Source organism: Parageobacillus caldoxylosilyticus NBRC 107762 (assembly GCF_000632715.1).
GTDB lineage: Bacteria > Bacillota > Bacilli > Bacillales > Anoxybacillaceae > Saccharococcus > Saccharococcus caldoxylosilyticus.
In genome coordinates this window covers 108,577-131,271 of record NZ_BAWO01000005.1, presented here as the reverse complement: position 1 = coordinate 131,271, position 22,695 = coordinate 108,577, and the positions used below count along the sequence as shown (strand labels likewise).

24 protein-coding genes are annotated in these 22,695 nt (G+C 48.2%); 23 read left to right on the top strand and 1 reads right to left on the bottom strand.

Annotation, left to right across the window (positions count from 1 at the left end; translation table 11 throughout):
* Window positions 1-65: 65 nt before the first annotated feature.
* The 16 genes from GCA01S_RS03160 to spoVM all read left to right on the top strand — a co-directional run bounded on the left by GCA01S_RS03160 (window position 66) and on the right by spoVM (window position 14,785).
* Window positions 66-941 (top strand): YicC/YloC family endoribonuclease, encoded by an 876-nt coding sequence (locus GCA01S_RS03160; protein WP_026078632.1) that lies wholly within the window; start codon window positions 66-68, stop codon window positions 939-941.
* Between the two features lie 56 nt (window positions 942-997).
* A complete protein-coding gene (gene remA, locus GCA01S_RS03155) occupies window positions 998-1,261 on the top strand; it encodes an extracellular matrix/biofilm regulator RemA (RefSeq protein ID WP_017437141.1) in 264 nt (87 codons plus the stop codon).
* A gap of 14 nt (window positions 1,262-1,275) precedes the next feature.
* Window positions 1,276-1,890, top strand: coding sequence for a guanylate kinase (gene gmk, locus GCA01S_RS03150; RefSeq protein ID WP_017437140.1), 615 nt, complete (start codon window positions 1,276-1,278; stop codon window positions 1,888-1,890).
* A 3-nt stretch (window positions 1,891-1,893) separates the two neighbouring features.
* Window positions 1,894-2,094: a DNA-directed RNA polymerase subunit omega gene (gene rpoZ, locus GCA01S_RS03145; protein WP_017437139.1), complete on the top strand. Its 201-nt coding sequence runs from the start codon at window positions 1,894-1,896 to the stop codon at window positions 2,092-2,094.
* A gap of 57 nt (window positions 2,095-2,151) precedes the next feature.
* Complete coding sequence (gene coaBC / locus GCA01S_RS03140) at window positions 2,152-3,357, top strand: bifunctional phosphopantothenoylcysteine decarboxylase/phosphopantothenate--cysteine ligase CoaBC (RefSeq protein ID WP_042407147.1); 1,206 nt, start codon at window positions 2,152-2,154, stop codon at window positions 3,355-3,357.
* A complete protein-coding gene (gene priA / locus GCA01S_RS03135; RefSeq protein WP_042407144.1) occupies window positions 3,354-5,768 on the top strand; it encodes a primosomal protein N' in 2,415 nt (804 codons plus the stop codon). Before coaBC ends, priA begins: the two co-directional genes overlap by 4 nt.
* Window positions 5,769-5,783: 15 nt before the next feature.
* Window positions 5,784-6,257: a peptide deformylase gene (gene def / locus GCA01S_RS03130; RefSeq protein WP_017437136.1), complete on the top strand. Its 474-nt coding sequence runs from the start codon at window positions 5,784-5,786 to the stop codon at window positions 6,255-6,257.
* A 10-nt stretch (window positions 6,258-6,267) separates the two neighbouring features.
* On the top strand, window positions 6,268-7,236 hold the full coding sequence (fmt, locus tag GCA01S_RS03125; protein ID WP_042407141.1) for a methionyl-tRNA formyltransferase: 969 nt from the start codon (window positions 6,268-6,270) through the stop codon (window positions 7,234-7,236).
* Window positions 7,214-8,557, top strand: a complete 1,344-nt coding sequence (gene rsmB / locus GCA01S_RS03120; RefSeq protein WP_042407138.1) for a 16S rRNA (cytosine(967)-C(5))-methyltransferase RsmB — start codon at window positions 7,214-7,216, stop codon at window positions 8,555-8,557. Before fmt ends, rsmB begins: the two co-directional genes overlap by 23 nt.
* A gap of 5 nt (window positions 8,558-8,562) precedes the next feature.
* Window positions 8,563-9,657: a 23S rRNA (adenine(2503)-C(2))-methyltransferase RlmN gene (gene rlmN, locus GCA01S_RS03115; protein ID WP_042407136.1), complete on the top strand. Its 1,095-nt coding sequence runs from the start codon at window positions 8,563-8,565 to the stop codon at window positions 9,655-9,657.
* A gap of 4 nt (window positions 9,658-9,661) precedes the next feature.
* On the top strand, window positions 9,662-10,411 hold the full coding sequence (locus GCA01S_RS03110; protein ID WP_017437132.1) for a Stp1/IreP family PP2C-type Ser/Thr phosphatase: 750 nt from the start codon (window positions 9,662-9,664) through the stop codon (window positions 10,409-10,411).
* Between the two features lie 5 nt (window positions 10,412-10,416).
* Window positions 10,417-12,378, top strand: a complete 1,962-nt coding sequence (gene pknB / locus GCA01S_RS03105) for a Stk1 family PASTA domain-containing Ser/Thr kinase (RefSeq protein ID WP_042407133.1) — start codon at window positions 10,417-10,419, stop codon at window positions 12,376-12,378.
* A gap of 4 nt (window positions 12,379-12,382) precedes the next feature.
* On the top strand, window positions 12,383-13,270 hold the full coding sequence (rsgA, locus tag GCA01S_RS03100) for a ribosome small subunit-dependent GTPase A (protein ID WP_017437130.1): 888 nt from the start codon (window positions 12,383-12,385) through the stop codon (window positions 13,268-13,270).
* On the top strand, window positions 13,267-13,929 hold the full coding sequence (gene rpe, locus GCA01S_RS03095; RefSeq protein WP_017437129.1) for a ribulose-phosphate 3-epimerase: 663 nt from the start codon (window positions 13,267-13,269) through the stop codon (window positions 13,927-13,929). Before rsgA ends, rpe begins: the two co-directional genes overlap by 4 nt.
* A 44-nt stretch (window positions 13,930-13,973) precedes the next feature.
* Window positions 13,974-14,624, top strand: a complete 651-nt coding sequence (locus tag GCA01S_RS03090) for a thiamine diphosphokinase (RefSeq protein ID WP_017437128.1) — start codon at window positions 13,974-13,976, stop codon at window positions 14,622-14,624.
* Between the two features lie 80 nt (window positions 14,625-14,704).
* A complete protein-coding gene (gene spoVM, locus GCA01S_RS03085) occupies window positions 14,705-14,785 on the top strand; it encodes a stage V sporulation protein SpoVM (protein WP_017437127.1) in 81 nt (26 codons plus the stop codon).
* Window positions 14,786-14,830: 45 nt separating this feature from the next.
* On the opposite strand, the gene rpmB is transcribed toward spoVM, so the two are convergent.
* Window positions 14,831-15,016, bottom strand: a complete 186-nt coding sequence (rpmB, locus tag GCA01S_RS03080; protein ID WP_015863405.1) for a 50S ribosomal protein L28 — start codon at window positions 15,014-15,016, stop codon at window positions 14,831-14,833.
* Between the two features lie 238 nt (window positions 15,017-15,254).
* On the opposite strand from rpmB, the gene GCA01S_RS03075 reads away from it, so the two are divergent.
* The 7 genes from GCA01S_RS03075 (at window position 15,255) to plsX (ending at window position 22,689) form a co-directional block, all read left to right on the top strand.
* Window positions 15,255-15,617 (top strand): Asp23/Gls24 family envelope stress response protein, encoded by a 363-nt coding sequence (locus GCA01S_RS03075; protein WP_017437126.1) that lies wholly within the window; start codon window positions 15,255-15,257, stop codon window positions 15,615-15,617.
* Between the two features lie 17 nt (window positions 15,618-15,634).
* A complete protein-coding gene (locus GCA01S_RS03070) occupies window positions 15,635-17,311 on the top strand; it encodes a DAK2 domain-containing protein (protein ID WP_042407183.1) in 1,677 nt (558 codons plus the stop codon).
* Between the two features lie 64 nt (window positions 17,312-17,375).
* On the top strand, window positions 17,376-18,038 hold the full coding sequence (sdaAB, locus tag GCA01S_RS03065) for an L-serine ammonia-lyase, iron-sulfur-dependent subunit beta (protein WP_017437124.1): 663 nt from the start codon (window positions 17,376-17,378) through the stop codon (window positions 18,036-18,038).
* A 31-nt stretch (window positions 18,039-18,069) separates the two neighbouring features.
* Window positions 18,070-18,948 carry an L-serine ammonia-lyase, iron-sulfur-dependent, subunit alpha gene (gene sdaAA, locus GCA01S_RS03060; protein ID WP_042407127.1) on the top strand — a complete coding sequence of 293 codons (879 nt, stop codon included), beginning with the start codon at window positions 18,070-18,072 and terminating at the stop codon, window positions 18,946-18,948.
* Between the two features lie 2 nt (window positions 18,949-18,950).
* Window positions 18,951-20,999 (top strand): ATP-dependent DNA helicase RecG, encoded by a 2,049-nt coding sequence (recG, locus tag GCA01S_RS03055; protein WP_042407125.1) that lies wholly within the window; start codon window positions 18,951-18,953, stop codon window positions 20,997-20,999.
* 120 nt (window positions 21,000-21,119) lie between these two features.
* Complete coding sequence (gene fapR / locus GCA01S_RS03050) at window positions 21,120-21,716, top strand: transcription factor FapR (RefSeq protein WP_017437121.1); 597 nt, start codon at window positions 21,120-21,122, stop codon at window positions 21,714-21,716.
* Complete coding sequence (plsX, locus tag GCA01S_RS03045) at window positions 21,700-22,689, top strand: phosphate acyltransferase PlsX (protein ID WP_042407123.1); 990 nt, start codon at window positions 21,700-21,702, stop codon at window positions 22,687-22,689. Before fapR ends, plsX begins: the two co-directional genes overlap by 17 nt.
* Window positions 22,690-22,695 lie beyond the last annotated feature (6 nt).

Genomic DNA, 22,695 nt, shown 5'->3' with positions numbered 1-22,695 from the left:
AAGGTGATAGAGGGTGACTCTATGACCTTTTCTTTTTGGCATCTCACATAAATGGATGTGATAATGTGGTTTATAGCATGACAGGTTTTGGACGCAGCACGAAAAAAAATGAACAGCTTGCCATTACAGTGGAAATGAAGTCGGTAAACCATCGCTTTCGTGAAATTTCCATCCGTATCCCTAGACAATGGATGGCTTTTGAGGATAAAATAAAAAAAGCCATTTTGCCGTACGTCAAACGAGGAAAGGTGGAAGTTTTTGTTAATATCGAAGGCGATGGTTTGGTCAAGCGGAAACTACATATTGATTGGGAATTAATGGAGGATTATTATCATAACTTGCAAAGGGCGAATGAGCAATTTGCCCTGCACGACCGCGTGACGCTTGCTCACTTGTTTCAGCTTGAAGGCGTAACGGAAATTATGGAAGAAGAGAGCGTCAATGAGGAAATGGAGCAGCTTTTGCTTGCCGCAGTGAAAGAGGCTGCTGAGCAACTTGCACTTATGCGTAAGCAGGAAGGCGAGGCGCTCCTTGCTGATATCAAGGCGCAGCTTTCTCAGATTGAAAAAGGGGTGCAGGCGATTGAGAAATGGGCGCCGGATGTGATTGAACATTATCGCGAGCGGTTGTTGAAACGGATCCATGAGCTTGTTCCACTTCCTGCCGATGAGTCACGCATTTTGACGGAGGTGGCGATTTTTGCGGAAAAAGCGGATATTAATGAGGAACTGAAGCGGATTCGCAGCCACCTTCAGCAAGTTGCCGCAACGTTGCAAACAGACGAGTCAATCGGTCGGAAGCTTGACTTTTTAGTACAAGAGTTAAACCGCGAAATAAACACGATTGGCGCAAAGGCGAATGACAGCCGCATCGCCGCGCAAGTCGTCGAGATGAAAAGCGCGCTCGAAAAAATAAAAGAACAAGTGCAAAATATCGAGTAGCCGTTTAGAACGGTTTCATTGCGGCAACAATAATATTTATGGCAGGTGGACGCTTCGTGGGAATTAAGTTTATTAATATCGGGTATGGAAATATGGTATCCGCCGCTCGGATTATTACGATCGTCAGCCCTGATTCGGCACCGATTAAACGGATTATTCAAGATGCAAGGGAAAATGGAAAGCTAGTCGATGCCACTCATGGAAGGAGAACGCGCGCTGTCATTATTATGGACAGCGATCATGTCATACTATCTTCGGTGCAGCCGGAAACGGTAGCCAATCGTTTATATGGAAGCGACGATTTATCGGAGGAAGGGTAGGGTTTTAGACATTTATGAACGAAAGAGGATTGTTGATTGTCTTATCAGGACCATCTGGTGTCGGCAAAGGAACGGTGCGAAAAGCGTTGTTTTCCCAGCCGGATATTAATTTGCATTATTCCGTCTCTGTCACGACGCGGAAACCGCGCGAAGGCGAAGTCGACGGCGTCGACTATTTCTTTAAAACGCGCGAAGAGTTTGAGCAAATGATTCGGGAAAACAAACTGCTCGAGTGGGCAGAGTACGTCGGCAATTATTATGGAACGCCGATTGACTACGTAGAAAAGACGCTCGCAGAAGGAAAAGATGTATTTCTGGAAATTGAAGTGCAAGGCGCTATGCAAGTGCGCAAAGTGTTTCCGGAAGGTTTGTTTATTTTTCTCGCCCCACCGAGCTTAAGTGAACTGGAAAAACGGATTATTTCGCGCGGGACCGAGTCGGAAGAGCTAGTCCGCAACCGCTTAAAGGCGGCAAAAGAAGAGCTCGAGATGATGGATGCATATGATTATGTCGTCGAAAACGATAAAGTTGAGCTCGCCTGCGAGCGAATTAAGGCGATCGTGATCGCCGAGCATTGCCGGCGGGAACGTGTTGCAAAACGTTATAAGAAAATGTTGGGGGTGGAATAAAGCATGTTATATCCTTCCATCGACTTATTAATGCAAAAAGTGGATTCGAAATATAAACTGGTGACCGTTGTTGCAAAACGGGCGCGTCAGCTTCAAGACAATGCCGAATTAACGATTAAAAACCCGGTATCGAAAAAATTTGTCGGGCAAGCGTTGGAGGAAATTGCGGCCGATCATATCGAATTAGTAGAAGAAGAAAAATAACAACCTAGCTGTTAGGTTGTTATTTTTTTACAAAAGTATAATCGAGGTGTTTCAAACATGGTATATGGAAAAAACATTTTATTATGTGTGACCGGGGGGATTGCTGCTTACAAAGCGGCCGCGTTGACGAGCCAATTAACCCAACGCGGCGCCAATGTGAAAGTAATAATGAGCGAAGGCGCCTGTCAGTTTATCACCCCGTTGACATTTCAGGCGCTATCGCGCAATGAAGTTTACGTTGATACGTTTGCGGAAAAAAATCCGGCGGTGATTGCCCATATTGATTTAGCAGATTGGGCTGACCTTGTCCTCGTTGCCCCGGCGACGGCCAACACGATTGGGAAGCTGGCGAATGGCATTGCTGACAACATGATTACGACAACGCTTTTGGCGACAAAAGCGCCGGTATGGATCGCGCCGGCCATGAATGTTCATATGTATGAACATCCGGCAGTGCAAGCGAATATCGAAACGCTATACCGCTTCGGCTATCGCTTTATTGAGCCGTCGGAAGGATATTTAGCGTGCGGATATGTTGGAAAAGGGAGGCTCGAGGAACCGGAAAAAATCATTAAAAATATCGAGAACTACTTTTCCTCTGCCAATCCGCTTTTAAAAGGGAAAAAGGTGCTTGTTACAGCCGGTCCAACAAGAGAAAAGCTCGATCCTGTCCGCTTTTTTTCCAATCGTTCGACGGGAAAAATGGGCTATGCGATTGCGGAAGCAGCGGCGCGCTTTGGAGCGGAAGTGACGCTTATTTCCGGCCCGACGGAATTGGAGGCGCCGGCCAATGTCAAAACCATTCGCGTTGAGTCGGCGCAGGACATGTATGAAGCCGTGATGGAACGGTTTCCAGATGTTGATATCGTCATTAAATCGGCAGCGGTGGCCGATTACCGGCCAAAGCATGTGTTTGCGAAAAAGATAAAAAAACAGCCAGGCGACTATATCGTAGAAATGGAGAGAACGATCGACATTTTAAAAACGCTCGGTGAACGAAAAACGTCGCAAATTTTAGTCGGATTTGCGGCGGAAACGGATCATGTCGAGGAATATGCCCGGCAAAAATTAGAAAACAAACGGCTTGATATGGTCGTGGCCAACAATGTCACGCAAGAAGGAGCAGGATTTGCCGGCGACACAAATGTTGTCACCATTTTTAAACGCGACGGCTCCGTTCGTTCCTTGCCGCTGATGTCCAAAAAACAAGTGGCAGAAGAGATTTTAAAAGAAATTCATCAATATATCGAGGCGATTCGATGAAAATAGCGTCTGTTATCGTCGATGTTCCTTCCAGACAAACCGATCGTCCGTTTGATTATATAATCCCGGAACAATGGGAAGATATTCTCAAGCCGGGCATGCGCGTCACCGTTCCGTTCGGTCCGCGGCGTTTACAAGGATTTGTGGTGGGGATTAAATCACAATCGGAAGTAGAGAGGCTGAAGCCAATCGAGGCTGTTTTGGATGTGACTCCGGTATTAAACGAAGAGCTGCTCGAGCTCGGAAAATATTTAACGGAAACGACGCTTTGTTTTGCCATTTCCGCTTACCAGGCGATGCTGCCGGCGGCGATGAAGGCTAAATATGAGAAGGAAATCCACCTCATTCGTGAAGAATACCGGCCGCTTTTGCCGCAAGAAATACAGGCGCTGTTTGCCGGCCGTTCCGCCATCGCATGGAAGGAAGTTGAGCAGGCTAAATTATGGCGGACGGTGCAAAAAGCGATTCAGCAAGGATATTTGGAAGTTGTGTACCAAATCAAAGAGAAGGCGGGAAAAAAAGTAGTCAAACATATTCAATTAGCCATGCCGCCGCAACAAATCAGACAAGCCATCGAGGCGATGCCGGCGCGGGCGGTGAAGCAAAAGCAAGTGTTAACGTTCCTTCTTTCCAAAAACGAGGCGGTTCCGATGCAAGAGCTGATTGAACAGACATCCGCTTCGTATGCTTCGGTGAAATCGTTAGTCGAAAAGGGGCTCGTTGTAGAAAAAGAAATCGAAGTGTACCGCGACCCGTATGAACATCGCACATTTGCGAAAACGAAGCCGCTGCCGCTTACCGTCGAGCAGGAAAAGGCGCTTTCTGCGATCGTGAAGCGCGTGCGCGCCAATGAGCACAGGGTATTTTTGCTGTATGGCGTGACGGGAAGCGGGAAAACGGAAGTGTATATGCAGGCGATGGAAGAAGTATTGCGCCAAGGAAAAGAAGCGATCGTTCTCGTTCCGGAAATTTCGCTGACACCGCAAATGGTCGAGCGGTTTAAAGGCCGTTTCGGCTCGCAAGTTGCGGTGCTTCACAGCGGGCTGTCTGTCGGCGAAAAATATGATGAGTGGCGGAAAATTCATCGCAAAGAGGTGCGGCTCGTCGTTGGCGCCCGCTCAGCGATTTTTGCTCCGTTTGAAAACTTAGGCATGATTATTATCGATGAAGAACATGAAGCAAGTTACAAGCAGGAAGAAAATCCGCGCTATCATGCCCGCGATGTGGCAATTTACCGCGCCCGCCTTCACGGCTGTCCGGTCGTGCTCGGCAGCGCTACTCCTTCGCTTGAAACGTTTGCTCGTGCGAAAAAAGGGGTATACGAACTATTGACGTTGCCGAAACGAATCAGCGACAACGGAATGCCGGATGTCCATATTGTGGACATGCGCGAAGAATTACGGAGCGGCAATCGCTCCATGTTTTCGCGGATGTTGTTTGAAAAGCTGAAGGAACGCCTCCATAAAGGGGAGCAGTCTGTTTTGTTTTTAAACCGGCGCGGCTATTCGACGTTTGTCATGTGCCGGGACTGCGGCCATGTCATTCGCTGTCCGCATTGCGACATTTCGCTGACCTACCATCGTGCCGGGCAGCGGCTGAAATGCCATTACTGCGGGCATGAAGAACCGATAATGTACCGCTGTCCGTCATGCGGCAGCGAACATATCCGCTTTTTTGGAACGGGAACGCAAAAAGTGGAAGAAGAATTAACAAAATTGCTTCCCGAGGCGCGCGTCATTCGCATGGATGTCGACACGACAAGCCGAAAAGGCGCCCATGAACAGCTGCTTTCAAAATTCGGAGAAGGAAAGGCCGATATTTTGCTTGGCACGCAAATGATCGCCAAAGGGTTGGATTTTCCAAACGTGACGCTTGTTGGTGTGCTGGCGGCGGATACGATGCTCCATCTTCCCGATTTCCGCGCTTCGGAAAAAACGTTCCAGCTTCTGACGCAAGTAAGCGGGCGTGCCGGACGTCATGAGCTGCCCGGGGAAGTGGTGATTCAATCGTATACGCCGGAACATTACAGCATCGCCCTTGCCGCCAAACACGACTACGATGCTTTTTATCAGCGGGAAATGATGCTTCGTAAAATGTACGGTTATCCGCCGTTTTACTATTTGACGTTAATTACCGTATCGCATCAGGAAATTACGAAAGCGGCGGCGGTTACGGAAAAAATCGCCGCGTACTTGCGGGCACAGCTGTCGAAGGAAGCGATTATTCTCGGTCCTGTCGCCTCCCCGATTGCCCGCCTTCATGATAGATATCGCTACCAATGCATGATAAAATACAAGCGGGAGGCGAACATGACGAGCGCGTTAAAGACAATCATTGATCGCTATCAGCATGATGCTGCGCAAGGCGATTTATCGATTACGATCGATACAAATCCATATATGATGATGTAAATGGAGGAAATATCATTGGCTATTTTACCGATTGTGACATATCCAGCGGACATTTTAGAAAAAGAGTGCGAGCCGGTAAAACGGTTTGATCGCCAGCTTATTAAGCTGTTGAATGATATGTATGATACAATGGTGGAAGCCGATGGGGTCGGCTTAGCCGCCCCGCAAGTCGGCATTGCCAAGCAAATCGCTGTCGTCGATGTCGGTGATGAACATGGCCGCATTGAACTGATCAATCCGGTTATTCTCGAAGCACGCGGCGAACAAACAGGGCCGGAAGGCTGCTTAAGCTTTCCGGGGCTGTTTGGTGAAGTGAAGCGGGCCGATTATGTCAAAGTCCGCGCCCAAGACCGCCGCGGCCGGCCGTTTACGCTTGAAGCGACAGGATTTTTGGCACGTGCGCTCCAGCACGAGATTGATCATTTGCATGGAATATTATTTACCTCGAAAGTAATCCGTTATTATGATCCCGAGGAATTAGAAGGGTAGATGATCAAGAATGACAAGAATGGTATTTATGGGAACCCCAGATTTTGCCGTCCCGATATTAAGACAACTCATTGACGATGGATATGATGTTGTCGGCGTCGTCACCCAGCCCGACAAACCAAAAGGAAGAAAACAGGAGCTGACGCCGCCGCCGGTGAAAGTGGAGGCACAAAAGCATGGAATTCCGGTGCTGCAGCCGACAAAAATCCGTGAAAAAGAGCAATACGAACAAGTTCTGGCGCTAAAACCAGATTTAATTGTGACGGCGGCGTTTGGACAAATTTTGCCAAAAGCGTTGCTGGAGGCCCCGAAATACGGCTGCATTAATGTCCATGCCTCCTTGCTTCCGGAATTGCGCGGCGGCGCGCCGATTCATTATGCGATTTTGCAGGGAAAAACAAAAACAGGCGTCACGATTATGTATATGGTAGAGAAACTTGATGCCGGTGATATTTTAACTCAGGTAGAAGTGCCGATTACGGAAACCGATACGGTCGGCACCCTGCATGATAAATTAAGCATCGCCGGGGCAAAACTGTTATCGGAGACAATTCCGCAGCTGCTTGCCGGGAAGCTGACTCCGGTCAAGCAGGACGAGGAAAAAGCGACGTTTGCTTATAATATTAAGCGCGAACAAGAAAAAATTGATTGGACAAAATCGGGAGAAGAGATTTATAACCATATCCGCGGCTTAAACCCATGGCCGGTGGCTTATACGACGCTGGAAGGTAATATATGGAAAATATGGTGGGGAGAAAAACTTCCTGCACCGAAAAAAGCAGAGCCAGGGACGATCATCGATATTATCGATGACGGGATCGTTGTGGCGACCGGCAATGAAACAGCAATAAAAATTACGGAGCTGCAGCCGGCCGGCAAAAAGCGGATGGAGGCGGCGCAGTTTTTGCGTGGTGCCGGCGCTTATCTCACCATCGGAATGAAGCTAGGAGAGGAACATGAAAACGAAAAACGTGCGTGAAATTGCGTTAGAAACCCTGTTGGCGATCGAAGAGAAAGAAGCGTACAGCAATTTGCAACTAAATAAAGTCATTGAGGAACATCATCTGTCTGCAAGAGATGTCGGGCTGCTGACAGAAATCGTATATGGGACGGTGCAGCGGCGCGACACACTCGATTATTATTTAACCCCTTTTTTGGCAAAAGCGCGCAAGCTGGAGCGGTGGGTCCGCATCCTGCTTCGCTTGACCCTTTATCAAGTATTATATTTAGACCGAGTTCCCGACCGTGCGGCGATTTTCGAAGCAGTGGAAATCGCGAAAAAACGCGGGCATAAAGGAACGGCTTCGCTTGTAAACGGAGTGATGCGCTCGATCCAGCGCCAAGGGGTGCCGCCGTTGGAGGACATTGAAGATGAAGTCAAGCGGCTGGCTGTTGCGACAAGCCATCCATACTGGCTTGTCAAGCGCTGGGTCGGGCAATACGGTTTTGCTGAAACAAAACGGATGTGTGAAACAAACCTGCTTCCGCCAAAGCAAACGGCAAGAGTGAATACAGCGCGAATCACGGTAGAGGAAGCGATGGAGCGGCTTCGCCAGGAAGGAATGGAAGTTGCGCGCGGCGAAGTTGCCGCGGAGGCGATTCGGGCGGAAAAAGGAAATCTCGCCCACACTGCAGTGTTTCGCGAAGGACTCATCACGATTCAAGATGAGAGTTCGATGCTAGTGGCAAGAGCGCTAGGCCCGAAAGAAGGGGAGCGCGTGCTTGACAGCTGTGCGGCGCCGGGCGGAAAGTCGACCCATATCGCTGAATTAATGGATAGCACGGGTCAAGTTATATCAGTAGACATTCATGACCATAAGGTGAAGCTGATTGAAGAGCAGGCAAAGCGCCTGCAGTTGACGAACATTTCCACCTATGTGCTTGACAGCAGGCGTTTAGGCGAGCGGTTTGAAAAAGAATCGTTTGATAAAATTTTAGTCGATGCGCCGTGTTCCGGATTTGGCGTCATCCGCCGCAAGCCGGATATTAAATACGCCAAAACGGAAGAAGATATTCCTTCCCTCATCGAATTGCAGCAAGAAATTTTGCGGGCGGTGGCGCCGCTATTAAAACGAGGTGGAACGCTTGTATATAGCACTTGTACGATTGACCGGGAAGAAAATGAGGAAGTCATCGCCCAGTTTTTAAAGCATCATCCGGAATTTGCCCCGGATGAAACGATGCAGGAGCGGCTGCCGGAAAAAGTGCAGCCATACGTCCGCAACGGGCAGCTGCATCTCCTTCCTCACTATTTTGGCTCGGACGGATTTTTTATCGCATCATTACGAAAGAAGGTGTAGCTCCATTGGAAACAACAAAGACGACCGTACGCAAACAAAAGGAAACAACGCCGCATTTGCCATCGATTTATTCGCTGACGTTAGAGGAGCTGAAAAATTGGCTTGTTGAGCGCGGCGAAAAGCCGTTTCGCGCAACGCAAATATATGAATGGCTCTACCAAAAACGAGTAACCGATTTCTCGGAAATGACGAACTTGCCAAAAGCGCTGCGTGAACAATTAGGCGAGCATTTTGCCATCACGACGTTAAAAACGATTGTGAAACAAACTTCGAAAGACGGCACGATCAAGTTTTTGTTTGAACTGCACGACGGGTATTCGATCGAGACGGTGCTCATGCGCCATCATTACGGAAATTCGATTTGTGTGACGACACAAGTCGGCTGCCGCATTGGCTGCACGTTTTGCGCTTCAACGCTCGGCGGATTGAAGCGCCATTTAGAAGCGGGAGAAATTGTGGCGCAAGTCGTCCAAGTGCAAAAAGCGCTCGATGAGCACGGCGAGCGGGTAAGCAGCATCGTCGTAATGGGAATCGGCGAGCCGTTTGACAACTATGATGAACTGATTAAGTTTTTGAAAATCGTTAACCATTCAAAAGGGTTGAATATTGGCGCCCGTCATATCACCGTGTCGACGAGCGGAATTATCCCGAAAATCTATCAATTTGCCGAGGAAGGAATGCAAGTCAATTTTGCCATTTCATTGCACGCCCCGACGACTGAGCTGCGCACGAAGCTCATGCCGATCAACAAGGCGTATCCGCTGCCGAAGCTGATGGAGGCGGTCCGCTATTACATTGAAAAAACGGGGCGCCGCGTTACGTTTGAATACGGACTGTTTGGCGGGGTCAATGACCAAATTGAACACGCCGAGCAGCTCGCGGAGCTGATTAAAGGATTAAAGTGCCACGTCAACCTGATTCCGGTCAATTACGTACCAGAGCGGAATTATGTGCGCACGCCGCGCGATCAAATTTTTGCTTTTGAACGGGCGTTAAAAAAACATGGAATTAATGTGACTATTCGCCGCGAACAAGGACATGACATCGACGCAGCATGTGGGCAGCTTCGCGCGAAGGAGCGAAAAGAAGAGACGAGGTGAAAGAATGAGAGCCGTTTTTCAAACCGATATTGGTAAAATTCGTGCTCACAATGAAGACAGCGGCGGTGTTTTTCAAAATAAAGATGGCCATTATTTAGCGGTTGTTGCCGATGGAATGGGGGGGCATCTCGCTGGCGACGTTGCAAGCGAAATGACGATTTCGTATTTAAAACAACAATGGGAGCAGTCCGAACATATTTCATCGCCTGCTGCCGCCGAACAATGGCTGAAAGATCATGTGGCGGCAGTCAACCGCATTTTGTTTGAACACTCCTTGCAGCATGAAGAATGCCAAGGGATGGGAACGACGATTGTCAGCGCGATCTGTACAGATCAATTTGTTACCGTCGGTCATATTGGCGACAGCCGCTGCTATCTTTTCAATAAAAATGGGTTTCAACAAATTACTGAAGACCATTCACTTGTTAATGAATTGGTAAAAACAGGGCAAATTTCCAAGGAGGATGCAGAGCACCATCCGCGGAAAAATGTGTTGTTGCGCGCGCTTGGCACGGAAAGAGACGTGAAGCTGGATGTCAAAACGGTCAGCATCGATGAGCATGATATGCTGCTGTTGTGTTCGGACGGTTTATCAAACAAAGTTTCCGAGCAAATGATGCTACATATTTTAAATTCCGGCGACCCGCTCGAGCATAAAGCACAGGCGTTAATTGATTTAGCTAATGAACGGGGAGGAGAAGATAATATTACGCTGGTGATTATCGATTTTTCATTGGAACGTGAAAGTAGGTGATCCGTGTGCTCATCGGCAAACGATTAAACGATCGCTATAAAATCATTAGCTTAATCGGCGGCGGCGGCATGGCCAACGTCTATTTGGCCAGAGATATGATATTGGAGCGGGATGTCGCTGTAAAGGTATTGCGCTTTGATTTTGCCAACGATGAACAGTTTATTAAACGGTTCCGCCGCGAAGCGCAAGCGGCAACGAGCTTGAATCATGAAAACATCGTCTCCATTTATGATGTCGGCGAAGATGAGGGCGTTTATTACATTGTTATGGAGTATGTGCGCGGGTGTACATTAAAGCAGTATATTCATCAGCACGCCCCTTTGCCAGTTCCAAAAGCGCTTCATATTATGGAGCAATTGACTTCTGCGATTGCCCATGCTCATGAAAATGGCGTTATTCATCGCGATATTAAGCCGCAAAATATTTTGATTGATGAAAACGGCGATGTGAAAGTAACCGACTTCGGTATTGCCGTGGCCCTTAGTTCGACAACCATTACGCAAACGAATTCCGTGCTTGGCTCGGTTCATTATTTGTCCCCGGAACAAGCGCGCGGCGGAGTGACAACGGAAAAATCGGACATCTATTCTCTCGGCATTGTCATGTTTGAGCTTGTCACCGGCCGGCTTCCATTCTCTGGAGAGTCCGCCGTGTCGATTGTGCTTAAACATTTGCAGGCGGAAACGCCCTCCCCTAAAGCCTGGAACCCTAGCATTCCGCAAAGCGTCGAGAATATTATTTTAAAAGCGACGGCGAAAGATCCGTTTTATCGCTACCGTTCGGCACGGGAAATGAATGAAGATATCCGCACCGCTTTAGATCCGGAACGGGCGAATGAGGAGAAATTCACCATTCCTGCCGATGATGAGGAAACAACGAAAGCGATTCCGATTATGAAAGACGCCCCCGTTAGTGCCGGGCTTGAGCCGGAAACGATCGTGTACGAAGAAAAAAAGGAAGAAAAGCCAGAAGCGGAAAAGCCGAAAACAAAACGGAAGTGGATCGTCTGGTTTACGGCTGTCTTTTTATTTCTCGCGGCGGCTGGAGTGAGTGCGGTTACGTGGATTCCAGACCTGGTTTTTCCAAAAGAAGTGACGATGCCGAACGTCGTCAACAAAGATTACGATGAAGCGGTCGAGCAGTTGTCATCGTTAGGGTTAGAGATTAAAGATACGATTGATGTCGAGGATAATAAAATAGAAGAAGGAAAGGTTGTACGTACGAAACCGGAAGCGGGCATGACCGTCAAACAAGGCTCAGGGGTGATCATTTATAAAAGCATCGGCAAAAAGAAAATTGAATTTGGCAACTTTATCGACGAAGATATCGATACAGCCGAAGAGCAGCTGCGCAACGAAGGTTTTACGAACATTAAGCGCAATGAACGTTATAGCGATAAACCATCTGGCACGATTATCGATCAATTCCCGTATGCTGGGGACAAAGTAGTGCCTGATGAAACAGAAGTCATTTTTACCGTCAGTCTAGGTCCGGAACAAATTGTGTTAAAAGATTTGACGGGATATACGGAAAAAAGCGTACGCGACTACGCGGAAGATCAACAGCTGCAGGTGGAGGTAAAATACGAATATTCCGACAAGGTGCCGGAAGGGCTTGTGATTTCGCAGACGCCGGCAGCGAATGAAAAAGTCGAGAAAGGGGACACGATTGCGGTTGTGATTTCCCGCGGCAAAGAGCCGCTTCCGACAAAAACGGTGATCAAAGATATTGTCATTCCGTATGAGCCCGCAGAAGCGGGGCAGATGGTGGAAGCACAGTTGTATATTCAAGATGCGAATCGCAATATGACAATGCCGTATAAAACGTACCGTTTAACGAAGCCGGTTACGGAAACGGTAGAATTTAAAATTCCGTATAAGGAGACGGCATACTATCGCGTCATCGTCAACAATGTCGTCACAGACGAGGGGACGATTCCATATCCAGACGATCGCGCAAAGGAGTGAGGCTATGGCAGAAGGAAAGATTATTAAGGCATTAAGCGGATTTTATTATGTATTGTCAGAAGGGAAAGTGTTTCAATGTCGAGGCAGGGGGGTATTTCGCAAACAGAAAATCACCCCTCTTGTCGGCGATTATGTTGTCTTTCAGGCGACGGGCGAGAGCGAGGGGTATATTTTGGAAATATGCGAGCGGAAAAACTCGCTCATCCGTCCGCCGATCGCCAATGTCGAGCAGGCGATTTTAGTGTTTTCCGCCGTGGAACCGGATTTTAGTCCGAAACTCCTCGATCGTTTTCTCGTTCTTGTTGAATCGAAGCAAATTGCACCAATTATTGTTGTAAATAAAATTGATTTAATGGATAGCCAAACAAAGCAGTCGATCGAACAATATGTCCGTGATTATCAGCGCATAGGCTATGACGTTATTGAAACCTCTACCGTCACCAAGGAAGGGATAGAGCGGCTGCTTTCCTATTTGGAAGGACGGATTTCCGTGGTTGCCGGGCAATCCGGCGTCGGCAAATCGTCGCTGCTAAATGCGCTTCGCCCTGATTTGCAATTAAAAACAAACGATATTTCCACACATTTAGGGCGCGGCAAGCATACGACCCGCCATGTCGAACTGTTGGAGATTGGCGGCGGCCTCGTCGCCGATACGCCCGGCTTTAGTGCACTCGAGCTCGATGATATCGAAATCGAGGAACTGCCGCTTTATTTTCCAGAGTTTCGCGAGCGCAGCGACGAATGCAAATTTCGCGGCTGCCTGCATGTCGCCGAGCCGAAATGCGCTGTAAGAGAGGCGGTGGAAGCGGGAGAAATCCCTTCTTACCGGTACGAGAATTATCTAAGTTTTGTTGAAGAAATGAAAGAGCGAAAGCCGAGGTATGAACGATGATCAAAATTGCACCATCCATTTTATCTGCGAATTTTGCTTATTTGGGAGAGGAAATCCGCGATGTCGAACAAGGTGGAGCCGATTATATTCATGTTGATGTGATGGACGGCCATTTTGTTCCGAATATCACGATCGGCCCGCTTGTTGTCGAGGCGATACGCCCGGTTACGAAATTGCCGCTTGACGTTCATTTAATGATCGAGCAGCCGGATCGCTACATCCCTGCTTTTGCCAAAGCAGGAGCCGACTACTTATCCGTTCATGTAGAGGCGTGCCCGCATTTGCATCGAACGATCCATCTCATTAAAGAACATGGAGTCAAAGCGGGGGTCGTGTTAAATCCGCACACGCCGGTGGAAATGATTCAACATATTATCGCGGATGTGGATTTAGTGTTACTGATGACCGTCAATCCCGGATTTGGCGGGCAGAAGTTTATTCCATCCGTATTGCCGAAAATTCGCCAAGTAGCAGAGTTCATAAAAGAGCGGAACTTATCGGTGGAAATTGAAGTAGACGGCGGGATTAACGCAGAAACGGCGCGCCTGTGCGTAGAAGCGGGAGCGAATGTTCTTGTGGCCGGATCGGCCATTTATAACGAACAAGACCGCGCTGCGGCGATCCGTGCGCTTCGCGGGTCATATAAAGCGGAAGGGTAGACGCCTTCTGCTTTTCTTTCTGTTGAAGGAGGGGAGAGAAATATATGTGGATTCACATTGTCGGCGGCGGGCCAAGCGAACAGCTTCCTTCTCTGCATCAATATGACGGCAAGCAGGTGCGATGGCTGGGGGTGGACCGCGGGACAAAGACGCTGCTTGAGGCAGGCATCCGGCCTGTCAAAGCGTTTGGCGACTTTGACTCGTTGACCGAGGAAGAAATTGCATCGCTGCAAAAAACATTGAACGATATGGATATATGGCCGGCGGAAAAAGATAAAACCGATATGGAAATCGCTCTTGAATGGGCGGTCGAGCAAGGAGCGGATCAAATCAGGATCTTCGGAGCGACCGGCGGCAGGCTTGATCATTTATTTGGCAATGTGCAATTGCTGATCAAATATGCCAATCGAGACATTGAAATCATTGACCGGCAAAATGTGCTGACCGTCCATCTTCCCGGCACGTACACCGTTTCTTATGACGAACGGTATCGCTACGTTTCTTACATTCCGATTTCCCGCGATATTAAAGGTTTGACGTTAACCGGATTTAAATATCCGCTAACAAATTGTCATATTTTTCGCGGTTCGACATTATGTATTAGTAATGAACTTATCCAATCTTCCGGTACTTTTTCCTTTTCTGAAGGCATATTAATGATGATAAGAAGCAGCGATTTTCACCGCTGCTTGTAGGTACGATTTGCAGCCTGAAGAATATACTTAATAAAGAGTGAGGGAAAGTTCGTTACGACGGCTGTGAGGAGGGAATCGGAATGAAATTTTATACGATTAAACTGCCGAAATTTCTCGGCGGGATTGTGCGTGCCATGTTAAACGCTTTTAAAAAAGGATAAGAAAAAAGCACCATTCTTTGGTGCTTTTTTGTTTTAAAGGATTTATTACACGCGTTGTACTTTTCCCGATTTTAATGCGCGCGCAGAAACCCAAACACGTTTCGGTTTTCCGTCGACTAAAATACGAACTTTTTGCAAGTTGACTTTCCATGTGCGTTTATTTGCATTCATCGCATGAGAACGCGAATTGCCGAAAGATTTTTTCTTTCCCGTTACAAAGCATTTTGCCATCTTTTTTCCCTCCTTACTCGTCCTGCTTTCCATTGTGCGTCTAAAAACACTATTATAATTTATCATACAAACGATTAGATTGCAATAGATGCCTTTTTCTCTTTCAAGAAAATATCCTTGACATATAATATTATTTTCGGCTAAATAATACTAGTGGGCGATGGGGGAACTTTTAAAACGGAAAGCATTATAGTACAATGTTGATAGCTATGCGAACTATTGCAAAGGGGGAACGAGCATGTCCATCGAATTGCAAACGAAATACGGACGAATTGAAATATCCAATGATGTCATTGCGATGATAGCCGGCGGCGCTGCGGTCGATTGCTATGGAATTGTTGGGATGGCGTCGAAAAACCAAATTCGGGATGGAATTTCGGAAATTTTACGGAGAGAAAACTTTTCCAAAGGTGTGATCGTCCGCGAGGAAAACGGCGAAGTACATATCGACATGTATATTATTGTTAGCTATGGCACGAAAATTTCAGAGGTGGCCCATAATGTGCAAACAAAAGTAAAATATACGCTTGATCAAACGTTGGGCCTTTCTGTCCAATCGATCAATATTTACGTTCAAGGGGTTCGGGTGACGAATCCGTAGTAAGGAGGAGTTAGTTGGTGACAATTAGGGCACTTGATGGAAGACGTTTCGCCGAAATGGTTTTTCAAGGGGCGGCGCATTTATCGAATAATGCAAAGGCCGTCGACGCGCTGAACGTCTTTCCAGTTCCAGACGGTGATACGGGCACAAATATGAATTTGTCGATGACTTCCGGTGCCAAGGAAGTAAAAAATAATATTTCTGACCATATAGGAAAAGTCGCAAGCGCACTGGCAAAAGGATTGTTGATGGGCGCTCGTGGAAACTCGGGCGTCATTTTATCGCAATTGTTCCGCGGGTTCGCCAAAGCGGTGGAAACAAAAAAGGAAATTAACAGCGTCGAATTCGCTGCGGCACTTGAAGCAGGTGTCAATACGGCTTATAAGGCGGTGATGAAGCCGGTTGAAGGAACGATTTTGACTGTGGCGAAAGATGCAGCAAGACGGGCGGTCGAAGTGGCAAAAAAAGAACGAGATATCGCTGTTGTCATGGAGGAAGTCGTGAAGGAAGCGAAAGCGTCTTTGCGGCGCACGCCGGAGTTGCTGCCGGTATTAAAAGAAGTAGGCGTTGTTGACAGTGGCGGCCAAGGCCTCGTTTACGTCTATGAAGGGTTTTTGAGCGGACTAAAAGGAGAAAACGTTGCTAAACAGAAACCGGCGGAAGTTTCCATGGAAGAATTAGTGAAAGCAGAACATCATAAAAGCGCGCAAAGCCATATTCATACCGATGAAATTGAGTTTGGCTACTGCACGGAATTTATGGTGCGGCTTGAGCCGGATAAACTGCAGAAACATCCGTTCTCGGAAGACGCCTTTCGCCAAGATTTAAGCCGATTCGGCGATTCATTGCTCGTCATAGCAGATGACGAGCTTGTTAAAGTCCACATCCATTCCGAGCAGCCTGGGGAAGTATTGACATACGGACAGCAATACGGCAGTTTAATTAACATCAAAATTGAAAATATGCGTCAGCAGCACGCCAATATTATAAACCAAGACCGCCAGACCGCTTCCAGTATAGAAAAGATGAAACAGACGGAAAAATACGGAATTGTGACCATCGCAATGGGATCCGGCGTTGCCGAGTTGTTTAAAAGCATCGGCGCTCACGCCGTCATTGAAGGCGGGCAAACGATGAACCCAAGCACGGAGGAGATCGTAAAAGCCATTGAAAGCATCAACGCGGAAATCGTATTTGTGCTGCCAAATAATAAAAACATTATTATGACAGCAGAGCAAGCAGCGACGGTCGTCAGCCAAAAAGTGATCGTCATTCCGTCGAAAACCGTTCCGCAAGGCATGGCGGCACTGCTGGCGTTTAATCCATCACTTTCCGAAGAGCAAAATCAAAAAGCGATGACCGCTGCTTTAGCGCACGTAAAAACAGGGCAAGTAACGTTTGCCATACGCGATACCACCATCGACGGAGTAGAAATTGAAAAAGACGATTACATGGGGTTGGCGGACAATAAAATTATTGTCGCAGAAAAAGACAAGCTTTCCGTAACGAAGCAATTGCTTGATGCGTTAATCGATGAAGAAAGCGAAATCGTTACGATAATCTATGGGGAAGATGCGGCGGAAGAGGAAGTGGAAGCGATCGTTTCCTATATTGAGGGAGCGTATCCGAATGTAGAAGTGGAAGTGCACGCCGGAAAACAGCCGCTATATCCGTTTATCTTTTCCGTTGAATAATATGTTAGAATAATAGAAGGGGTTCTCCCTTCTATTTTATTGTGAAGCGAAGGAGTAGAGAAACATGAAATATAAAAGCGTTTTCGATATTATTGGACCGGTTATGATCGGGCCGTCGAGCTCCCATACAGCGGGAGCAGCGCGCATCGGGCGGGTGGCGCGCAGTTTATTTGGCAGAAAACCAAAGTGGGCGCATATTTCGTTTTATGGCTCGTTTGCGCAAACGTATAAAGGACATGGGACGGATGTCGCCATTGTCGGCGGCCTCCTTGATTTCGATACATTTGATGAACGAATTCCGCGTTCGCTTGAAATTGCTAAAGAAGAAGGAATGGAAGTCGTTTTTCACGAAGAAGATGCAATTCCGAATCACCCAAACACCGCACGGGTGCAGATTGGGGATGAACAGGGAGAACTAGAGCTTGTCGGCATTTCGATCGGCGGCGGAAAAATTGAAATTACCGAACTCAATGGATTTGAACTGAAATTATCGGGCCATCACCCGGCACTTTTGATTATGCATAATGACCGGTACGGAACGATCGCCGCGGTAGCCAACGTGCTGGCAAAATATGCGATTAATATCGGACATATGGAAGTGTCGCGGAAAGAAAAAGGAAAAGAGGCGCTGATGACGATCGAGGTTGACCAACCGCTTGACGAGCATGTAATCAGCGAGCTGGAAACATTGCCGCATATTATTCAAGTAACAAAGCTTGTCGACTAACGAAAGCGTTTGCAAAAAAGGAGGACATCGGATGTTTCGCAATGTGGCAGAACTGGTAGAATTGGCGGAAAGCCAAAACATTAAAATTGCCGAGGTGATGATTCGCCAAGAAATCGAGGTGACGGGAAGAAGCCGCGAGGACATTTTTGCACAAATGGATAAAAACTTACAAGTAATGGAGCAGGCGGTGAAAAAAGGATTAGCCGGCGTCGTTTCGCGGTCGGGGCTGACCGGCGGAAATTCGGTATTATTGCAACAATATATTAGCCAAGGAAACTTTTTATCGGGAGAAACGATTTTAGATGCCGTCAGCAAAGCGATGGCTACGAACGAAGTGAACGCGGCGATGGGGGTCATTTGCGCGACACCGACGGCGGGGTCGGCCGGAGTTGTTCCTGGCACGCTTTTTGCCGTAAAAGAGAAATTAAAACCGACGCGTGAGGAAATGATCGAATTTTTGTTTACCGCTGGCGCGTTCGGCTATGTAGTGGCTAATAACGCTTCGATTTCCGGCGCTGCCGGAGGCTGTCAGGCGGAAGTCGGTTCCGCTGCGGGAATGGCGGCGGCCGCGCTCGTTGAACTGGCCGGCGGAACGCCGAGCCAGGCGGCGGAAGCGATGGCGATTGCCTTAAAGAATATGTTAGGATTAGTATGTGACCCTGTCGCTGGCTTGGTGGAAGTGCCATGTGTGAAGCGAAACGCCATGGGAGCGGCAAATGCGATGGTGGCGGCCGATATGGCCCTTGCCGGCATTAAAAGCCGCATTCCGTGCGACGAAGTGATTGAAGCGATGTACCGAATCGGCGAAACGATGCCGACCGCATTAAAGGAAACTGCACAAGGGGGGTTAGCAGCAACGCCGACAGGACGCGCTTTAGCGGCGAAAATTTTCGGCGTTTCCGCGAAATAACAGTGAATCGTGAGTTGCAACAGCCTGTAACAGCGATTAAAGGAATTGGCGAAGAGACAGGCGCGGCGCTCGAGGAAATGGGAATTACGACGATCGAGCAACTGCTCATGTATGCTCCATATCGTTATGAAGATTATGAGCGAAAAGATTTGGCAGAGGTCAAACATGATGAAAAAGTAACAGTCGAAGGGAAGGTTCATAGCGAGCCTTCTCTTACGTATTATACGAAAAAAAAATCGCGCCTGGCTTTTCGCCTTCTTGCCGGAAGGTATTTAATCACGGTCGTTTGTTTCAACCGTCCTTATTTAAAAGAAAAAATCGCGATGGGCGATACGATAACGGTCATCGGCAAGTGGGATCAGCACCGCCAAACGATTACCGCTTATGAAATAAAGCTCGGTCCGCTCCCGCAAGCAAAAGAAATAGAGCCCGTTTACTCTGTGCGCGGCTCGCTTACGGTGAAAGGAATGCGGCGTTTCATCAAGCTGGCGCTTACGCAATACGGCGCGGCGATCGTTGACCCGCTTCCGCTCTCTATAAGGCGCGCCTACCGGCTCATTTCGAAGCAAGAAGCGATTCGCGCCATCCACTTCCCGCGTTCTCATGAAGAGTTGAGACAGGCAAGGCGGCGGTTGGTATATGAAGAATTTTTGCTGTTTCAATTAAAAATTCATGCGCTGCGCAAAGTAGCACGCGAATATTCGCAAGGAATCGCCCATTCGTTTTCCAAAGAGAAGCTGGACGCTTTTATAGGGCAGCTGCCATTTTCGCTAACGAATGCACAGCGGCGCGTCATCGCAGAAATACTCGCCGATATGCGCTCGCCATACCGCATGAATCGTCTGCTTCAAGGGGATGTCGGTTCAGGGAAAACGGTCGTAGCGGCCGTCGCCTTATACGCCACTGTTCTTTCCGGCTACCAAGGAGCGCTGATGGTGCCTACGGAAATTTTGGCGGAACAGCACGCCCGCTCGCTGCAGCAGTTGTTTGCTGCCACCGACGTCACGGTTGCGCTCTTAACGAGTTCGGTGAAAGGAAAGAAACGAAGAGAAATTTTAGAGCAGCTTGCCGCCGGCGACATTGATATTATGATCGGCACCCATGCACTCATTCAAGAAGAAGTGAATTTTAAGAGACTTGGTTTAGTCATTACGGATGAACAGCATCGCTTCGGTGTGGAACAGCGCCGCATTTTGCGCGAAAAAGGGCAGTCGCCAGATGTATTGATGATGACGGCTACTCCGATTCCGCGCACCCTCGCCATCACCGCGTTTGGAGAAATGGATGTGTCGGTGATTGATGAAATGCCGGCAGGAAGAAAAAAGGTGCAGACGTATTGGGTCAAACATCATATGTTCGAGCGGGTGCTTGATTTTATCGAAAAGGAAATTCAAAAGGGGCGGCAGGCTTATGTCATTTGCCCGCTGATTGAAGAATCGGAAAAGTTGGATGTGCAAAATGCGATTGATGTCCATAGCATGCTTACGCATTATTACAGAGGAAAATACAACATCGGGTTGATGCACGGGCGGCTTTCTGCGGAAGAAAAAGAAGCAGTGATGAAGGCGTTTAGCGAAAACCGCGTGCAAGTGCTAGTTTCCACTACGGTCGTCGAAGTAGGGGTCAACGTGCCGAACGCCACCGTGATGGTCATTTATGATGCCGAACGGTTTGGCCTGGCGCAGCTCCACCAATTGCGGGGCCGGGTCGGCCGCGGCGACGAGCAGTCGTATTGCATTTTAATCGCCGATCCGAAATCGGAAGTCGGAAAAGAACGTATGCGCATCATGACGGAAACGACGGACGGATTTGTGCTATCGGAGAAAGATTTAGAGCTGCGCGGTCCAGGCGATTTTTTCGGCACCAAACAAAGCGGCATGCCGGAATTTCAATTTGGGGATATCGTGCATGATTATCGCATTTTAGAAGTCGCCCGCAGCGATGCGGCGAAACTGATTGAATCGAAAGCGTTTTGGCACGATGAGCCGTATCAATGCCTGCGCCTTTATTTGCAAGAGTCAGGCGTATTGGACGGCGAAAAATTAGATTGATAGAAAAAGATACGCGGTCTGTCTTTTATGCGGCAGACCGCTTTTTTGCTTGCATTCTTTTTTTTGATATTATATATTACTTTTAGTACCTAGTCATAAAACTGGACGGTGTAAATATAGATGAGAAAAAGCAAACGAGAGCGACAACGGCTTTTGCAAGAGACGATTCGTGAAAATCCGTTTATTACCGATGAAGAATTAGCGGAAAAATTTTCAGTCAGCGTCCAGACGATCCGCCTAGACCGGCTGGAGCTGTCGATACCGGAGCTGCGTGAGCGGATCAAGCATGTTGCCGAGCAGTCGCTGGCCGATAAAGTAAGGGCGTTGCCGATTGAAGAAGTGATCGGCGAAATTATCGATATCGAGCCGGATCATAGCGCGATTTCCATTTTCGATGTGAAAGCGGAACATGTGTTTAGGCGCAACCGCATTGCGCGCGGCCACCATTTGTTTGCCCAGGCGAATTCCCTTGCCGTTGCCGTCATCAACGATGAGCTTGCCTTGACGGCCAAAGCAAACATCCGCTTTACAAGACAAGTAAAAGAAAACGAACGGGTGGTTGCAAAAGCAAAAGTGGTTGGGAAAAAGGCTAACGGCCGGACGATTGTTGAAGTCAACAGCTATGTCGGACAGGAGCTTGTTTTTTCCGGAACATTTGAAATGTATCGGTCCAACAATGAGAAAAAGGATGGAGACAGCTATGAAGATCGCGATTGATGCAATGGGAGGAGACCACGCTCCGAAAGAAATTGTGCTCGGGGCAATGAAAGCGGTGCAGCATTTTACCGATGTACATATTACGCTGTTTGGCGATGAAGCACAAATTCGCTCGCACCTTACGAAGGAAGAACGAATTACGATCATTCACACCGATGAAGTGATTGAGGCGACCGATGAACCGGTGCGGGCGGTGAGAAGAAAGAAGAACGCGTCGATGGTGCTGATGGCGCAAGAAGTGAAAGAAGGACGAGCCGACGCGTGCATCTCGGCTGGCAATACGGGGGCATTAATGGCGGCCGGACTGTTTGTCGTCGGACGGATCGCCGGAATTGACCGGCCGGCGCTGGCGCCGACGCTTCCGACCGTCGGCGGCGAAGGATTTTTATTTTTAGATGTCGGCGCCAACGTCGATGCCCGTCCGGAACATATATTGCAGTATGCGTTAATGGGACATGTGTACGCCCAAAAAATAAGAGGCATCTCCCGTCCGCGCATTGGCTTGTTAAACGTGGGAACAGAAGATCAAAAAGGAAACGATGTCGCCAAACGCACGTTTCAGCTCCTAAAAGAAACGAACCTTCATTTTATCGGCAACGTCGAAGCGCGCGATTTATTGCAAGGTGTTGCTGATGTCGTCGTCACCGACGGGTTTACCGGCAACGTCGCGCTCAAAACGATCGAAGGTACGGCGATGTCTGTATTTTCGATGTTAAAGCAGGCGCTGACAAGCAGTTTATCAAGCAAATTAGCGGCAGCCGTGTTAAAGCCGAAGCTCGTTGAATTAAAAAAGATGATGGATTATTCCGAATATGGCGGAGCGGCGCTGTTTGGCTTAAACGCTCCGGTGATTAAAGCGCACGGTTCGTCTGATGCCAACGCGATCTTTCACGCGGTACGCCAGGCGCGGGAAATGGTGGCCAACGACATCATCGCTACCATCAAAGAGTCGCTCGAACAAAATCGTTCGTAAAGGAAG

Excerpts from the sequence above, each read along its gene's own strand:
- rpoZ (WP_017437139.1), top strand. The coding sequence starts at position 1,894 with ATGTTATATCCTTCCATCGACTTATTAATGCAAAAAGTGGATTCGAAA.
- GCA01S_RS03110 (WP_017437132.1), top strand. The coding sequence starts at position 9,662 with ATGAGAGCCGTTTTTCAAACCGATATTGGTAAAATTCGTGCTCACAAT.
- rpmB (WP_015863405.1), bottom strand. The coding sequence starts at position 15,016 with ATGGCAAAATGCTTTGTAACGGGAAAGAAAAAATCTTTCGGCAATTCG.
- fapR (WP_017437121.1), top strand. The coding sequence starts at position 21,120 with ATGAGAAAAAGCAAACGAGAGCGACAACGGCTTTTGCAAGAGACGATT.
- GCA01S_RS03075 (WP_017437126.1), top strand. The coding sequence starts at position 15,255 with ATGTCCATCGAATTGCAAACGAAATACGGACGAATTGAAATATCCAAT.
- GCA01S_RS03090 (WP_017437128.1), top strand. The coding sequence starts at position 13,974 with ATGTGGATTCACATTGTCGGCGGCGGGCCAAGCGAACAGCTTCCTTCT.
- plsX (WP_042407123.1), top strand. The coding sequence starts at position 21,700 with ATGAAGATCGCGATTGATGCAATGGGAGGAGACCACGCTCCGAAAGAA.
- coaBC (WP_042407147.1), top strand. The coding sequence starts at position 2,152 with ATGGTATATGGAAAAAACATTTTATTATGTGTGACCGGGGGGATTGCT.
- rpe (WP_017437129.1), top strand. The coding sequence starts at position 13,267 with ATGATCAAAATTGCACCATCCATTTTATCTGCGAATTTTGCTTATTTG.
- spoVM (WP_017437127.1), top strand. The coding sequence starts at position 14,705 with ATGAAATTTTATACGATTAAACTGCCGAAATTTCTCGGCGGGATTGTG.
- priA (WP_042407144.1), top strand. The coding sequence starts at position 3,354 with ATGAAAATAGCGTCTGTTATCGTCGATGTTCCTTCCAGACAAACCGAT.
- sdaAA (WP_042407127.1), top strand. The coding sequence starts at position 18,070 with ATGTTTCGCAATGTGGCAGAACTGGTAGAATTGGCGGAAAGCCAAAAC.
- rsmB (WP_042407138.1), top strand. The coding sequence starts at position 7,214 with ATGAAAACGAAAAACGTGCGTGAAATTGCGTTAGAAACCCTGTTGGCG.
- gmk (WP_017437140.1), top strand. The coding sequence starts at position 1,276 with ATGAACGAAAGAGGATTGTTGATTGTCTTATCAGGACCATCTGGTGTC.
- fmt (WP_042407141.1), top strand. The coding sequence starts at position 6,268 with ATGACAAGAATGGTATTTATGGGAACCCCAGATTTTGCCGTCCCGATA.
- sdaAB (WP_017437124.1), top strand. The coding sequence starts at position 17,376 with ATGAAATATAAAAGCGTTTTCGATATTATTGGACCGGTTATGATCGGG.
- rsgA (WP_017437130.1), top strand. The coding sequence starts at position 12,383 with ATGGCAGAAGGAAAGATTATTAAGGCATTAAGCGGATTTTATTATGTA.